Origin of the sequence: Paracoccus laeviglucosivorans (assembly GCF_900182695.1) — a bacterium.
GTDB classification, from domain to species: domain Bacteria; phylum Pseudomonadota; class Alphaproteobacteria; order Rhodobacterales; family Rhodobacteraceae; genus Paracoccus; species Paracoccus laeviglucosivorans.
The window spans coordinates 45,279-59,191 of sequence record NZ_FXTK01000015.1; the positions used below are offsets into that span (position 1 = coordinate 45,279).

Annotated in this window: 15 protein-coding genes; 9 read left to right on the top strand and 6 right to left on the bottom strand. The window is 61.8% G+C overall.

Annotation, left to right across the window (positions count from 1 at the left end; genetic code table 11):
- Window positions 1–54: 54 nt before the first annotated feature.
- On the top strand, window positions 55–516 hold the full coding sequence (locus FN835_RS14800) for an RrF2 family transcriptional regulator (RefSeq protein ID WP_142664006.1): 462 nt from the start codon (window positions 55–57) through the stop codon (window positions 514–516).
- On the opposite strand, the gene FN835_RS14805 is transcribed toward FN835_RS14800, so the two are convergent.
- Together FN835_RS14805 and FN835_RS14810 are read right to left on the bottom strand one after the other, a co-directional pair.
- Window positions 498–1,517 (bottom strand): ABC transporter substrate-binding protein, encoded by a 1,020-nt coding sequence (locus tag FN835_RS14805; RefSeq protein WP_142664007.1) that lies wholly within the window; start codon window positions 1,515–1,517, stop codon window positions 498–500. The genes FN835_RS14800 and FN835_RS14805 overlap by 19 nt on opposite strands.
- An 11-nt stretch (window positions 1,518–1,528) precedes the next feature.
- On the bottom strand, window positions 1,529–3,136 hold the full coding sequence (locus tag FN835_RS14810) for an ABC transporter substrate-binding protein (RefSeq protein WP_142664008.1): 1,608 nt from the start codon (window positions 3,134–3,136) through the stop codon (window positions 1,529–1,531).
- Between the two features lie 280 nt (window positions 3,137–3,416).
- On the opposite strand from FN835_RS14810, the gene FN835_RS14815 reads away from it, so the two are divergent.
- Window positions 3,417–4,463, top strand: a complete 1,047-nt coding sequence (locus tag FN835_RS14815) for an aldo/keto reductase (RefSeq protein WP_142664009.1) — start codon at window positions 3,417–3,419, stop codon at window positions 4,461–4,463.
- A gap of 39 nt (window positions 4,464–4,502) precedes the next feature.
- On the opposite strand, the gene FN835_RS14820 is transcribed toward FN835_RS14815, so the two are convergent.
- Window positions 4,503–5,741: an acyl-CoA dehydrogenase family protein gene (locus FN835_RS14820; RefSeq protein WP_142664010.1), complete on the bottom strand. Its 1,239-nt coding sequence runs from the start codon at window positions 5,739–5,741 to the stop codon at window positions 4,503–4,505.
- Between the two features lie 220 nt (window positions 5,742–5,961).
- On the opposite strand from FN835_RS14820, the gene FN835_RS14825 reads away from it, so the two are divergent.
- Complete coding sequence (locus FN835_RS14825; protein ID WP_142664011.1) at window positions 5,962–6,399, top strand: hypothetical protein; 438 nt, start codon at window positions 5,962–5,964, stop codon at window positions 6,397–6,399.
- Window positions 6,400–6,423: 24 nt separating this feature from the next.
- Window positions 6,424–7,752, top strand: a complete 1,329-nt coding sequence (locus tag FN835_RS14830; RefSeq protein WP_142664012.1) for an NtaA/DmoA family FMN-dependent monooxygenase — start codon at window positions 6,424–6,426, stop codon at window positions 7,750–7,752.
- 12 nt (window positions 7,753–7,764) lie between these two features.
- Here the strand turns inward: FN835_RS14830 and FN835_RS14835 are convergent, their stop codons facing one another.
- The gene (locus FN835_RS14835; protein WP_142664013.1) at window positions 7,765–8,124 is read right to left on the bottom strand and encodes a winged helix-turn-helix transcriptional regulator; all 360 of its coding nucleotides are present in this window, start codon (window positions 8,122–8,124) and stop codon (window positions 7,765–7,767) included.
- A gap of 98 nt (window positions 8,125–8,222) precedes the next feature.
- On the opposite strand from FN835_RS14835, the gene FN835_RS14840 reads away from it, so the two are divergent.
- Window positions 8,223–9,317 (top strand): NADH:flavin oxidoreductase, encoded by a 1,095-nt coding sequence (locus FN835_RS14840; RefSeq protein ID WP_142664014.1) that lies wholly within the window; start codon window positions 8,223–8,225, stop codon window positions 9,315–9,317.
- Window positions 9,318–9,395: 78 nt separating this feature from the next.
- Here FN835_RS14840 and FN835_RS14845 read toward each other — a convergent pair whose 3' ends face one another.
- Window positions 9,396–10,427, bottom strand: a complete 1,032-nt coding sequence (locus FN835_RS14845; RefSeq protein WP_185958702.1) for a substrate-binding domain-containing protein — start codon at window positions 10,425–10,427, stop codon at window positions 9,396–9,398.
- Window positions 10,428–10,543: 116 nt separating this feature from the next.
- On the opposite strand from FN835_RS14845, the gene FN835_RS14850 reads away from it, so the two are divergent.
- From FN835_RS14850 to FN835_RS14865, 4 genes are all read left to right on the top strand, one after another.
- The gene (locus FN835_RS14850; RefSeq protein WP_142664016.1) at window positions 10,544–11,635 is read left to right on the top strand and encodes a fatty acid desaturase family protein; all 1,092 of its coding nucleotides are present in this window, start codon (window positions 10,544–10,546) and stop codon (window positions 11,633–11,635) included.
- A gap of 29 nt (window positions 11,636–11,664) precedes the next feature.
- Window positions 11,665–11,979, top strand: coding sequence for a MocE family 2Fe-2S type ferredoxin (locus tag FN835_RS14855; RefSeq protein WP_142664017.1), 315 nt, complete (start codon window positions 11,665–11,667; stop codon window positions 11,977–11,979).
- A 159-nt stretch (window positions 11,980–12,138) separates the two neighbouring features.
- The gene (locus FN835_RS14860; protein WP_142664018.1) at window positions 12,139–12,351 is read left to right on the top strand and encodes a hypothetical protein; all 213 of its coding nucleotides are present in this window, start codon (window positions 12,139–12,141) and stop codon (window positions 12,349–12,351) included.
- Window positions 12,352–12,480: 129 nt separating this feature from the next.
- Window positions 12,481–13,305 carry a helix-turn-helix transcriptional regulator gene (locus FN835_RS14865; protein WP_185958703.1) on the top strand — a complete coding sequence of 275 codons (825 nt, stop codon included), beginning with the start codon at window positions 12,481–12,483 and terminating at the stop codon, window positions 13,303–13,305.
- 42 nt (window positions 13,306–13,347) lie between these two features.
- On the opposite strand, the gene FN835_RS14870 is transcribed toward FN835_RS14865, so the two are convergent.
- Entirely contained in the window at window positions 13,348–13,902 is a 555-nt protein-coding gene (locus FN835_RS14870; RefSeq protein ID WP_142664020.1) for a TetR/AcrR family transcriptional regulator, read from the bottom strand.
- Between the last annotated feature and the right edge of the window lie 11 nt (window positions 13,903–13,913).

A 13,913-nucleotide genomic window follows, 5' to 3' on the forward strand; every position in this document is an offset into this window, starting at 1 on the left:
CAATGTCCACCGGCATGGTAGAGCATCCGGCATTCTGCGTTATTCGGGCGATCCATGCTGACGATGAAGGGAAAATACGGAATCAAGGCGCTGATCCATCTGGCACGCCTTGAACCCGGTCAGGTTCAGCAATCGACGGCCATCGCCGCCGCCAATGGCATCCCCAAGAAATTTCTGGACACGATCCTTGCTGATCTGCGACAGGCCGGGCTGATCGACACACGCAAGGGGCGCTCGGGCGGTTATCAGCTGGCACGGCCCGCCGACACGATCAGCGTGGCGCAGATCCTGCGTGTCATCGACGGCCCCATCGCGCCGATTTCATGCGTCAGCAAAACGGCTTACCGCAAATGCCATGATTGCCCGACGCAGGATGCCTGCAAAATCCGGCTGCTGATGCTGGATGTGCGCGATGCGATGCTGGCCATTCTGGAGCATCGCACGCTTCGCGATCTTTGCGCCTCGGTCGTGCTGACCCGTCAGGTGACGGGCGAAGATCAGGCCGCCAAAGCCTGATCCCAACCCCGGCGATCGGCCCATTCCGAAATGCTGAAATCTGCTGCAAGAAATCCATGTAATAGCAGGAAATTCTTGTAACTTTCGACCGCAGCCAAGGCATCTTCGTCCAAAGAAAGGCCAAAGCTGCTTGCAAAGCGCGGGCCATGGGCCACGGCAATCTGCTCCTCGCTGACGCCGGTTTCGCGAGCGGCAAAACGGGCGGTGTCTTCGGGGTGGTGCGCCGCCCAATCGCCCGCCTGCCGGATCGTGCCGATCAGCGTGGCGACCAGATCGGGGCGTTCGTCCAGCAGCGTCGCATCGACCGTCAGCAGACGCGGCGTGCCGGAATTGATGCGGATCGCGGGATCGTCGTGAAAGCCAAAGGACACCACCTCATGCGCGGCGATCAGGTTGGCTGCAGCGATGCCCGCCGCGCCCTTGATATAAATCGCATCGACCTGACCGCGAAACAGTGCCGCAATCTCGGGGCCATAAGGGATGCGGCGGGCAAGACCAAAGCGGTCCGCCTCATGGCTGTCCAGCACGCTTTCGGTGAAGTCGATGTCGACCAGTTGCACCTCGCTCTGCGCAAGTCCGGCAATGGTCAGCGCGGCGTCGAACGCCTTCAACGCGCTGGCCCGCCAGAAATCGACGACGAAAATCTCGCCCTCGGGCTGTTTCGGCACCCCCAACCGACGGCCTGCCAGATCGGCGGCCTTGCGGATGCCGCTGTCCGGCAGGGCGATGATCGCCTGATATTCATCGGTCCAGCTGACTCCGATCAGCCGCGTGTCCCGGCCTTCCGACCGGGCGCGGATCGGGGGCACGTTACCGCCCAGCCGGAACGACCATTTCAGGGTGTGGTTGAAATGGCTTTGCCGGATATTGCGGTCCTTGCTGTCGATGACCGAGGCAAGTTCGACCCCTTTTTCCGCAAAAGCCCGATCCAGCAGACCCAGCTGCGCGGCCAGTCCAACCGGCGTCGGAACGGGGCATCGCGTATACCAAAGCGTGTCCATGGAACCCTCCTTTATGCGACGAAATGCAGATCGGCGGCATTGCCGAACAGGCCGGTGCCATCGGGCGTGTGACCCGCCAGCTTGCGGCTGAAAACGGTGTGTTCGGGGCTGGTGACGGTATAGATCGAGGGCACATCTTCATGCAGGATTTCCTGCACGCGGCGCCATTCCTGCCGCCGCGCCTCATGGTCGTTCTGCACGGCAGATGCCTCCAGCAGTTTGTCCACTTCGGGGTTCTGGTAATGTGCGCCGTTGCTGAAAGGCACGCCCGGCTTGAAATTCTTGGACCAGTAAAGTCGTTGCACGCCCACCTGCGGATCGAACAGGTTCGACATGCCGTTATACAGGAAATCCCAGTCCCGGTCGGTATAGACGCGCTTGGTATAGGTCGCGAAATCCTGCGCACGGATCTGTGCATCCACGCCGATCTGCTGCAGCGCCTGCCGAATATATTCCGCACCGCGCCGCGTGCCCTCGCTGCCCGGCACATAGTCCAGCGCCACGCTGAAGCGGATGCCGCCATCTGCGCGCGCATGGCCTGCCTCATCCAGCAGAGCCTCGGCCTTGTCGGCGCTGATTTCGTGCAAGGGCAGGTCGGCAAAGTGATAGTCCTTCAGCGCCGGATGGATCGGACCGTTCAGCACCGCGCCATAGCCATAATTCGTGACGTTCAGCAGCACATGCGGGTCGATCACATGGGCGAACGCCTTGCGCACGCGGCGGTCCTGAAAGATCGGGCGGTCCAGGTTGAATTCGACCCGGCGCACGCCATTGGCATATTGATAGCCATTCCATTCCAGCCCCAGTTCCGGGTTTTGCTCGATCCGCGCCAGATCGGCCAGCGGGATTGGCTCTCCGGGGGCGACGTGGACCTCGCCCGATTCAATCGCGGCGGTGCGGGCGGCGGCATCGGGCAGGAAGCGGATCACCAGCTGGTCGATGGCGGGCTTGGGTGCGTCCCAGTAATCCGGGTTGCGATCATAGACGATATGGCTGCCGCGCACCCATTCGCGGAACAGATAGGGGCCGGTGCCGATGGGCGCGTTCTGCGCCGGATTTTCCAGCGGATTGCCGGTCGCATAGACATGGGCCGCGACGATCGGCGTCTCGGCTGCCGCCAGCGCGCGGATCAGATAGGGTGCGGGGGCGCGCAGGATCAGGCTGACGTGGTGATCATCGGACGTCTCGATCCGGTCCAGATTGGCGAAGGTGTTGCGCCCGCGCGGATGCACCTCGCGGATGGTATTGATCGAAAACGCCACGTCCTTGGCCGTGAAGGGCTGGCCGTCATGCCATTTGACGCCCTGCCGCAGCGTGAAGTCATAGCGCAGACCGTCATCGCTGATCGTCCATTCCGTTGCGAGCTGCGGCTTTGGGTTCAGGTCGAAATCATAGGTCAGAAGCCCTTCATTCGTCTTGGCCGAGACAAAGACCGTGTAATAGGCCGTGTGCCCCAGCGCCGAAATCACCGGCGGCTCGGCGCTTAACGCGATGACGGCTGTGCCGCCGGATTGGGCCTTTTGGGCCAGAACTTTTCCAGCGGGCAAAGCAAGACCGGCAGCCAAGGCCGCAGTCCCCATCAGCACGCCGCGACGAGAGATTTTATCATTATGTTCCATGATCTTACCGCCGATATTTCAGATTTCGATGCAGCATCAGGAACGGCATCGCCTGCCCGCATTTATTGACAATATACACAAAGTTAGTCAACAAATAGCCGCGCCCAAACGGGTGTTCTGGCAGCCTTTGGACAAGAAAGCCGGAAACATTCTATCCGGGTCATCGCGAAGGAAACGAAGTGGTGGCCGACCTCCCCTCTCGCAGCAGATTCGCTTTCAGGGAATCGCCACGGGAATACGAAGCAAGGCCCGAGGACAGGGCCAAGGACAGGAGACCATCATGGTCGAATATCGCTATCTGGGTCGCAGTGCCCTGAAAGTTTCCCCCATCACGCTTGGCTCGATGATGTTTGGCGGACCGACCCCGGGTGACGTGGCCTTTCGCATCATCGACAAGGCCCGCGATCAGGGCATCAACTTCATCGACACCGCTGACGTCTATCACGATGGCGCATCCGAAATCACCGTGGGCAAGGGCATTGCCCAGCATCGCGACCATTGGGTCGTGGCGACCAAGTTCACCAATTCCAAGGCTGTCGGCCCCAATCTTGGCGGGCAGTCGCGCAAATGGATCATCCAGAACGTCGAAGGCCAGTTGAAGCGGCTGAACACCGATTACATCGACTTGCTGTATTTCCATCGCGCGATCTTTGATGCTCCGCTGGAAGAACCGCTGCGCGCCATCGGCGATCTGATTCAGGCGGGCAAACTGCGCTATTTCGGTGTGTCCAACTTCCGCGCCTGGCGCATCGCCGAGGTGGCCCATCTGGCCGACAAGCTGGGCATCGACCGCCCCATCGCCAGCCAGCCGCTATACAACATCGTCACCCGCGCGGCGGAACGCGAAGAACTGCCAGCCGCGAATTATTTCGGGCTGGGTGCCGTGACCTATTCGCCGCTGGCGCGCGGCGTGCTGACCGGGAAATACGTGCCGGGCGAAGCGCCGGGCGCAGATACCCGCGTGGGGCGCGGCGACAAGCGGATTCTGGAAACCGAATGGCGCCCGGAATCGGTCGAAATCGCGCATAAGGTGGCAGAACATGCCCGCGCGCGCGGCCTGACGCCGACGCAGTTCGCGCTGGCATGGGTGCTGGAAAACCGGCTTGTCACCTCGACCATCGCCGGCCCGCGCACCGAAGATCACTGGGACGGGTATATTCAGGCGCTTGGAACCAAGCTGACCGATCAGGACGAGGCGCTGGTCGATGAATTGGTCACACCCGGCCACGCCTCGACCCACGGCTTCAACGATCCCAGCCACCCGATCGAAGGGCGCATCAGCCGTGCCTCGGGTCAGGAACCGGCATTCCTGCGCGCACGCGGCTGAATAAGGAAGGCGGCCCGCGCGATCGCGGGCCGCCTTTTTTCAGAAGACCTTACCTTCAAGCAGATGCGTCGTGGTGCCGTTCAGCATGTAATCCCCGATCACCCGCGCCTTATGGTTCAGGGGGTTATGGTTCAGAACCGTGCGGATGTTGCGCCAATGCCGGTCCAGATTGAACCGCCGCGACGTAGCCGATCCGCCGCCCAGTTCGAAAATCTTGCCCGCCGCCTCAAGCGCAAGTTGCCCCGAAACGAGCTGCGCCCGCGCGCCATTGATGGACGCCTGCACCAGCAAATGCTCGATCTGGTCATCGGGGAGGCGCGACAGGATCGCATCTGCCACAGCCTCTTGTTCCCGCGCCGCTTCACGAATGGCGGCATCCACGCCGTATGACAGCGCCGCAATGTCCCCCAACACTTTCTGCACGAAGAAATCGTCGCGGGCGAAATCCGCATGGCTGTGCGTCGCGGCGCGGCCATGTTGCAGAACATAGTCCCGCCCGTCTTGCAGCGCCGCCGCCACCGCCCCCGCAGCCGAGGCCGCCAGATGCAGTTGCCGCATCGTCGAGGTATGCCGGCCGACGAAGCTGTTGATGTCGCGCTGGCCGATCTCCTCGGGCTCGACCCGCACATTGCGCAGGATGATTCCGCCCGAGGCGGTCAGGCGCTGACCCATCCCGTCCCAGTCGTCCAGAATTTCGACCCCGTCGCGGTCGGTGGGGATCATGGCGAATGCCAGTTCGCCATTTTCATCCGTGGCGCTGATCGACGCGAAATCGGCGAATGCCGTGCCGGTCGCGTAATGCTTGCGCCCGTTCAGGCGGTAGTGGTCCCCCTGCCGCGTCAGGGCGGTGCCTATATCGCCGGGATGCCGCGTCAGGTTTTCGGTATGCGCCCCGCCAAAGATCGCGCCTGACAACAACCGCTGAAACGCCAGATCGTCGGGCTGATCGACCGAACGCAGCACGATGGCCTGTGCAAAGTTGAAATGGCTGCGCAGAGCGTGGGCCACGTTGCTGTCGCCGGCACCCAACTGTCGGATCACCTCGATATAATCGCTGATCTTGCCGCCCGGCCCGCCGCGATCCCTAGGCACCAGCAAAGTGCCGATGCCCGCTTGTCGCAACCAGTCGAATGCCTGATACGGCAGGATACGCTCGCTGTCTCTTTGCGCGGCACCTGCCCGGATACGTTCGACCAGTTCCGGCAATGCGGCCAGTATCCGGATCAGCTGCGGCGATTTGGATTCAAGCCGCAATCCGGCATCGGCAAGGTCATTCATCGTCATTCCGTCGGTTTAATGCACTATAGAGATATACATTAAAGACGCACCGCAGGATCGGATAGCGGCTTTCGCTTCTGCGCCAGCTCGATCAGGAAATCGGGCAATTCCTTCTGTCCAGCCAGTGTCTGGAGAAAGCTCCGCACTGCCTCGGCGCGATCTGTAAAATAGACCTATCTACAGCATCACGATAGATTTTTATAAATTTAACGAGACGACGATGCGCCACCGCCTCACGCCCGATTTGACAGACGTTGCGCATGTGCTGCTGACGGGCGACAGGATCGTAGCCCCGGCGGACCATGGCATCGACCCCGCGCATCCCCGCGCAGAACCCCTGCGACGGCTGCTGGAGGCCCTGCCATGGATTACGATCATCGCAAGGGACCGCTGGATTGCCTTGCTGCTGGAACTGACGACGCGCCATCTGGAACTTTGCGTCAACGGTGCCGTGCTGATCGACCCCAATGCCAGCCACAGGCTGCCCCGTCGACCGCTGCCCTATCCCACCGTCATCCTGACCGACGCACACGCCGCGGTTGCAGGCCATGCCCGCGTTTGGAGCAGTCAGATCCTTCGACGCGATCCGGCACTGTCTGAGGCGCAAAATCTGCGTCTTGCGCTGCGAATGCTGCAGATGACGCCCTGCCATGCCTGACGAAATTCACCCAAGGACATCACGATGACCAGCCGCCCACGCGAAATGCACCTGAATATCGGCCTGAACACGACGGGCTATCTGGAAAGCGCGTGGCCGTATGGATCGGCGCGAATGCGCGACATCAACGACCCGGATTTCTATCTGAAAATCGCGCGACTGGCCCATCGAGGTCGCTTCGATGCGCTGTTTCTGTCGGATCACCCGGCTTTGCGGACCGGCGCAGGCACCCGCCCCTTTCACACGATCGAGCCGCTGATCCTGTTGACACATCTGGCCGCGCAGGTGCCCGATATAGGCTTGGTCGCAACATTGTCCACGACCTACAACTCTCCGTTCAATCTTGCGCGCAGCAGTCAAAGTGTGGACGTGTTGACCCAAGGGCGGCTGATCGTGAACATGGTCAGCTCCTTCAACCCGGATGTGGCCGCGAATTACGGCAGCGAGCCTTTGCCGCCACGCAAAATCCGCTATGATCGTGCGCAGGAATTCCTGGATCTGGTGAAACAGCTTTGGCAAAGCTGGCGCCCCGGCGGCGCATCCCGAGGCCCCGGCGATTTCTGGGCGGGATGGCAGGCCGAGCCTGTCAAATTTGCGGGTCGGCATTTCACAGTGGACGGCCCGTTGAACGTGCCTGTCAGTCCGCAAACCCACCCCGTGATCGCACAGGCCGGCGGCTCGGACAGCGGCATTGAATTTGCCGCACGCCACGGCGAGATCATCTATGCCAATATTCTGTCGCGTCAGGCAGGCGTCGCTTTCCGCCAAAAGCTGGCGGCCAAGGCGCGCGAATACGGGCGCGACCCGGCCGGCATAAAACTGGTGCCCGGTGTCGTGCCCTTCGTGGCCGAAACCCGCGAGGCCGCCCTGCGCCTGCATGAACGGCTAAGCGGGGCGCGCAACGAAGACGAGCTTGTGGCGTCCTTTCTGCGGCAATTTGGACTGGACCCGGTACGCGTCGATTTCGACCGCGTGCTGCGGGTCGAAGACGTGATGCCCGATCCCGAACAGGGCGGTGCATTGGGGTTCCTGCTGGGCATGGTCGAGCTTTTGCGCCACGAGCCGCTGACACCCCGACAGGCGGCGCGCCGCTCGGCGGGGCACCATCGCATCGTGCTGGGCAGCCCGGCCGAGGTCGCAGATCAACTGATCCAGCTTTGGGCGGACGGAACCGTGGACGGCTATACCGTTCAACCGCCGCGCAGCCCCGAAGACACGCAGATCTTCGTCGATCAGGTGGTCCCCATCCTGCAGGAACGCGGTGTTTATCGTCGCTTTTATCGCCCGAATGAAACGATCCGCGATCGCTACGATCTGAAACTCAGGTCCGAACTGCGCCTTGAGCCAAGCTAAGCTAAGCGGGAGTCAGACCCGCCGGTCAAAGCTTTCGCGCGCGGATTCGACCGCCTGTATATTCTCGCAGGTCCAGCGATACAGCGCGCCAAAGGGTTCCAGCAGCGTCAGTCCCAACGGACTGATCGAATATTCCACAGCCACCGGCGCGGTCTGCAGCACCTGTCGCTGGATCAGGCCATTCCGCTCAAGCCGGCGCAGGGTCATGCTGAGCGACTTTTGCGAAACGCCTTCAAGTCTTCGTTTCAACTCATTGAATCTGGTAGGTTTCTCATTAAGAACCGTCAGGATCATGATCGACCACTTGTCGGCGATTTGTTCGAAAAGCAACCGGCTTGGACAATCGACATGAAAATGCGTTTTGTCGTCCATAGGTTTCCTTGGGGTAACGTAGTGGCGTAGTGGTATCTTATTGAAACTTGGTTTACGATATATACTTTCTGGCCGCGACCAACAATAAGGATGACTTCATGTCCACCGATACGCTGTTCCGGCCCTTTACCCTGAAAGGCCTGACGCTTGCCAACCGCATCGTGATGGCGCCGATGACCCGCGCGATGGCGCAGGACGGCATTCCGGGCGAGGCGCAAGCCACTTACTACCGCCGCCGGGCCGAAGGTGAGGTTGGCCTGATCCTGACCGAGGGCACCGTGATCGACCGCCCCGCTTCGCGCAATCTGCCGGGCATTCCATTCTTTCATGGCGACGCGGCATCGGCGGGATGGGCCGGGGTCGTCAAGCAGGTCCACGCTGCGGGCGGCAAGATCGGCCCGCAGATATGGCATACCGGTTCGACACGCGCGGGGGCGTGGGAACCTTCGGCGCCGGTCGAAAGCCCCTCGGGTATCGTTGGGCCGGACGATCCGCGCGGCCAGACCATGACCGAAGAAGACATCGCCGATACTGTCACGGCCTTTGCGCGCGCCGCCGCCAATGCCAAGGCGCTGGGTTTCGATGTGGTCGAACTCCACGGCGCGCATGGCTATCTGATCGATCAGTTTTTCTGGGGTGGCACGAACCTGCGCGATGACGCATTCGGCGGCGCCTCGATCCGCGAGCGTTCGCGCTTTGCCGCCGAGGCAGTCCGTGCCGTTCGCGCCGCCGTTGGACCGGATTTCCCGCTGCTGCTGCGCGTCAGCCAGTGGAAACAGCAAGATTACAGCGCCCGCCTTGCCACGACCCCCGACCAGATGACCGAATGGCTGCTGCCGCTGGTCGAGGCGGGCGTGGACATCCTGCATTGCTCGCAGCGTCGCTTCTGGGAACCGGAGTTCCCCGATCTGGATGCGGGTCTGAACTTTGCGGGCTGGGCAAAGAAACTGACCGGGGCTGCGACGATCAGCGTCGGTTCCGTCGGCCTCAGCTCAGATTTTCTTGCTGCCTTTACCGGCGAAAGCTCAACCCGGTCGTCACTGGACGATCTTGTCGCCCGTATGGAGCGCGAGGAATTCGACCTGATCGCCGTGGGCCGCGCGCTGATTTCCGATCCGAGCTGGGTGCAGAAAGTGCGCCTTGGGGGCGAAGTCGAAGGCTTCAATGCCGCTGATCTGGCCGAACTCGTCTGACCATGTCTTTGCGCCGCATCTTGGGTGCGGCGCATATTTTCAAGTGTTTACGATAATAAGCTATAATTCTTCGACCCCTTAGACGATCTCGGGTATGCGCAACTCGATCGGCATCATATTCACAGGTGCAATCTCATCGCCCCGCCCCTCGGCCTCAAGGGCAATCTGACGCTCAAGCACATCCGCAATCTGGCCCAGCGGCTCGCAGATCGTCATGGTGACGATGCCCCGCGCCAGGCCCAACCGCGTGTCTTGCGTCAGTGATGGCAGGATCAGGGTCGGCCGCTGATCCTGCGGCAGTGCCGCCAGCGCCTCGATCGCGCCCGCCTTGCCACCACCGGTCATGTAGACACCGGCAAGCTGGCCCTCGGCTTCCAGCAGCTCGGCCATCAGCGCACGGGTGCGGGCGTCGTCTTCGCCATTGATCCGGGTCTCCAACAGGTTGAAAGCGGGCGCGTTTTCCCGAAACCAGCCGCGAAATGCCATCTCGGCCAGTTCATGCCCGCGATAGCCCGGATCGCCGACGATCACGACGACTTTACCCGGCCGAAGCGCGCAGCGATGGATCATCCATGCCGCCGCCCGCCCCGCCTTGCGGCTGTCGATGCCGATATAGCCACTGCGCTGCATGGGCGCACAATCCGACAGCAGTGCAAAGGCCAGCTTGCCTGCCTGACGCAGCCGCGCCACGGCATCTTCGACCAGCGGATGATTGGGACTGACAAAGGCAATCGCATCATATCGCGCGGCCATGCGGTCCAGTTCGGCTGCGATACGGCCGGGGTCATGGCCAGTCCAGCAATGCGTGCGGACAGAGGCGCGAAAGCTGCGCGACCCCTCAAGCGTGCTGCGCAGCGCGGCCTCCAGCGCGGCATAGAACTGGTCACTGGTATCCTGCAGCAGCAGCCCGATGCGCCGTTCGGGCAGGTTCGCGCGCAGGCGGTTCTCGATCGTGCCGATGCCGTGAAAGCCGATCTCTCGTGCCGCCTCAAGGATCCGGCGTGCCGTAGGTTCGCGCACCGGCAGCCGACCGTTGATCACCCGATCCACCGTCGCGACCGAGGTGCCCGAGGCTTTGGCAAGGTCGGTAATCGTCGGACGTCGGGTCATCGAACGCATCCCTTTGCAGCTTTCTGATATTTTATGATAGAATATCGCGCGGAAAATGCGATTTCTTTTTGTGACGGATCACCCTTCTGCCATCCCTGAAAACAGGGAGAACAGCCATGATCAAACGCGATTACCGCCTTTTGGGCGAAGATGCGCGTCGCGCGGTCGAAATCGGCCTGAACGCGGCGCAATGGTATCACACCGAAGTTCCGCGCAAGGATATGAAGGCCATGATGGGCCGCAGCGATCAGCCCGCGATACGCGATACGCTGATCCTGTTCGGCGCGATGGTGCTGTTTGCCGGGCTGGGCATCTGGCTTTGGCCGTCATGGTGGTCGGCGCCGTTCTGGCTGGCTTACGGCGTGCTTTACGGCTCGGCCATGGACAGCCGCTGGCATGAATGCGGCCACGGCACGGCGTTCCGGACCGCATGGATGAACAAGGCGGTCTATGAGATTGCGTCGTTCATGATGATGCGCAACTCGGCCACGTGGCGCTGGACCCATGCGCGCCACCATACCGACACCTATATCGTGGGGCTTGACCCCGAGATCAACATCATGCGCCCGCCTGCGCTGGCCAAGATTGTCCTGAACCTTGTGGGCATTCCCGATACCCTGGCCTATTTCCGCAGCGCTTTTCGGAATGCCTTGTCGGGCCCCGACGCGGCCGAACGCAGCTTTATCCCGCAAAGCGAATGGCCCAAGGTGACACGCATCGCCCGCATCCATCTGGCGATCTATGTGGCGACCCTTGCCTGCGCCATCGGGTTTGGATCGTGGCTGCCGCTGATGCTGATTGGCCTGCCCCGGCTTTACGGTTGCTGGCACGCGATCCTGACCGGGCTTCTGCAGCATGGCGGTCTTGCGGATAATGTAACCGACCACCGCCTGAATTCGCGCACCGTGCTGATGAACCCGGTGTCGCGCTTCATTTACTGGAACATGAATTACCATGTCGAACATCACATGTTCCCGATGGTCCCTTATCACGCATTGCCCGCGCTGCACCGCGCGATCCGCCACGACCTGCCTGCGCCAAACCGTTCGATGGCCGAGGCGTTTGTTGAGATGTGGCCGATCCTGATGCGGCAGTTGCGGGGCGAGGATGTGGTGCTGGAGCGCCGCCTGCCCCCAACTGCCCGCCCCTATAAGGACGAATATCACGCCGAACTGCCCCGTCTTGGCAGCTTTACCGCCGCCGAATGACCCCAGCCAGCAAGTCAGGGATTAAGAATATGAGCAACTGGATTGACGCCTGCGCGCCCGACGACATCGAACCCGAAGATCTGATCCGCTTTGATCATGCGGGCCGCAGCTTTGCCATCTATCGCAGCCCCGAGGGGGAGTTTTTCTGCACGGACGGTTTTTGCACCCATGAATCGGTGCATCTGGCGGATGGGCTGGTGATGGATCATGTCATCGAATGCCCCAAGCATAACGGCCAGTTCGACTACCGGACCGGAGAGGCGGTGCGTCCGCCAGCCTGCAAGAACCTGCGCATCTACGCGACGCGCGTCGAAGGCGACCGGGTGCAGATCGAGCTGAGCTGACGCCCGCGCGACCCATCCCTGCCATTCAGCTTTGACAAAAGGAAGCCGGCTTGCCTGCCGACGCACTGCGCGAGTCATTGCCGAAGCTGCCCGATCGTTCAAGACAACGATCGGGCAGCGCGCATCTTGACGGTCTCGACGCAACCTGACGGAGACCACATGGCCGACAGCATCCCCGCCATCGCGCAACGGTTCACAAGCCGCCACGACATCCGCCGGACGCATGCGGATATATCGCTGGCGCGTGGCGTCAGAATGGGACCGCGCGCATTCCCGCCGGGCAGCCCGATGCCAAGCCAGCCCGCAGCACCGGGCAATCCTCCGCCACCGCCGGTCAAGATGCCTGCCGTCTATCGCCACGCTCAACGTTAAGGCGCGTGCCGTCGCGGTGCCTGGTTGTGATCTGCGTTCGGTCTGGTAAGCCTGTCTTGTTCAGATCAAATGGCGCAAATTCCGGCCGCGATGTCTTTGCATTCGATTATAGACACACAGAAAGCCCTTTTGAAAAAGCGGGATTCGCTGGGATGCAGTCTGGGCACTTTAGCGCATAACGACTGCATGACGGCGGGCGGGCTGACGCTGATGCGCAAGGCCGCGCATGGCGCGGTTCAGACCCGCGTACAGACCGATGCGCAGGACCGGGGCATGATCATCGGCCTGTCCTTGCTACGCGGCCATCGCCGCCAGATCCGCGAAGGATCGCGACGGTTGGATCGCGTGTTTGATCGCGACTCGCTCTATATCCGCGATTTCGATGCCGATTATTCCGCGCTGATCGAAGGCGCTTTCGACTTTTTCCTGATCGAGCTGCCGCAGGGCGTGCAACTGCGTCCGACCGACAGCGCCAACGATCCGGTTTTGGGCAATATGGCGCGGGCGGTGCTGGGACAGATGGCCGGACCAAAGCCGACGCTGCTTGAGACGCAGGAAACCGGCCAACGGATCATGGACCATATCCTGCAGGCGCATGGGCTGGCCCGCCGCTTGCGGCGCCCGCAACGCCTTTCGCCGCAGGAGCTTGCCATCGCCAAGGACATGCTGCTTTCCGATCAGATCCAGCATCAGCAACTGGACCGTATCGCTGCCGCGCTGAATATGTCGCGCGGGCGGTTTTTCCGCGGTTATCGCGCGGCAGCGGGTCTTTCGCCCATGCAATGGCTGCTGGAGCAGCGTATTGAACATGCCCGGATCTTGATGCGTGTGACGGCTTGGCCTTTGGCCGACATCGCGCTGGCTTGCGGATTTGCCGATCAAAGCCATTTCACCCGCATGTTCCAGCGCTGCAATGGGATCAGTCCCGGTCGCTGGCGGCGCGATATGATCTGACGACCGGGCGCGTCCGATGCTGCCAATCGCGCGCGGCGTGCGCTAATCCGGCAGGGCTGTCAGCCTGCCCACGATCTCGCGCACCTGACTGCGGGGGATCAGGTTTTCGCTGCTGGTGTTGTGGATCGTCACGCCTTCCAGAAATGCGTCAAGGATACGTGCGGTCTCGGGGGGAAAGTGCTGTTGCATCGCAGCGCGGCTTTGCGCCATCCAATCGACCAGCACCTCGCGCAGGCGCGGGTTGCGCGCGGCATAGGCGTAAAGTTCGAAGCTTAGCATCATGTTGCGCTGCGTGGCCCATAGGCCGCCGCTGATCAGATCGACCACCGCTTCGCGCGCCTCGGGCAGCGTCGTGGCCTGGGCCATCCGTTCGGAATAACGCGCGGCGGCCTGATGCGAAAAACGCCGGAACGCCTCGACCAGCAGATCGTCGATGCCCGCAAAGTGATATGTCGTCGAACCCAGCGGCACATCCGCCCTCTCGGCCACGCGACGATGCGTCATGCCCGCGATGCCATGTTCGGCAATCACGTCCAGCGCCGCATCTATAATGCGGTCACGGCGGTCCGGGTCATATCGGCGCTTGGTTTTGGTCATCTGTCGAAGTT

Excerpts from the sequence above, each read along its gene's own strand:
- FN835_RS14845 (WP_185958702.1), bottom strand. The coding sequence starts at position 10,427 with ATGACCCGACGTCCGACGATTACCGACCTTGCCAAAGCCTCGGGCACC.
- FN835_RS14870 (WP_142664020.1), bottom strand. The coding sequence starts at position 13,902 with ATGACCAAAACCAAGCGCCGATATGACCCGGACCGCCGTGACCGCATT.
- FN835_RS14825 (WP_142664011.1), top strand. The coding sequence starts at position 5,962 with ATGCGCCACCGCCTCACGCCCGATTTGACAGACGTTGCGCATGTGCTG.
- FN835_RS14830 (WP_142664012.1), top strand. The coding sequence starts at position 6,424 with ATGACCAGCCGCCCACGCGAAATGCACCTGAATATCGGCCTGAACACG.
- FN835_RS14850 (WP_142664016.1), top strand. The coding sequence starts at position 10,544 with ATGATCAAACGCGATTACCGCCTTTTGGGCGAAGATGCGCGTCGCGCG.
- FN835_RS14805 (WP_142664007.1), bottom strand. The coding sequence starts at position 1,517 with ATGGACACGCTTTGGTATACGCGATGCCCCGTTCCGACGCCGGTTGGA.
- FN835_RS14855 (WP_142664017.1), top strand. The coding sequence starts at position 11,665 with ATGAGCAACTGGATTGACGCCTGCGCGCCCGACGACATCGAACCCGAA.
- FN835_RS14800 (WP_142664006.1), top strand. The coding sequence starts at position 55 with ATGCTGACGATGAAGGGAAAATACGGAATCAAGGCGCTGATCCATCTG.
- FN835_RS14840 (WP_142664014.1), top strand. The coding sequence starts at position 8,223 with ATGTCCACCGATACGCTGTTCCGGCCCTTTACCCTGAAAGGCCTGACG.
- FN835_RS14820 (WP_142664010.1), bottom strand. The coding sequence starts at position 5,741 with ATGAATGACCTTGCCGATGCCGGATTGCGGCTTGAATCCAAATCGCCG.
- FN835_RS14860 (WP_142664018.1), top strand. The coding sequence starts at position 12,139 with ATGGCCGACAGCATCCCCGCCATCGCGCAACGGTTCACAAGCCGCCAC.
- FN835_RS14835 (WP_142664013.1), bottom strand. The coding sequence starts at position 8,124 with ATGGACGACAAAACGCATTTTCATGTCGATTGTCCAAGCCGGTTGCTT.
- FN835_RS14810 (WP_142664008.1), bottom strand. The coding sequence starts at position 3,136 with ATGGAACATAATGATAAAATCTCTCGTCGCGGCGTGCTGATGGGGACT.
- FN835_RS14815 (WP_142664009.1), top strand. The coding sequence starts at position 3,417 with ATGGTCGAATATCGCTATCTGGGTCGCAGTGCCCTGAAAGTTTCCCCC.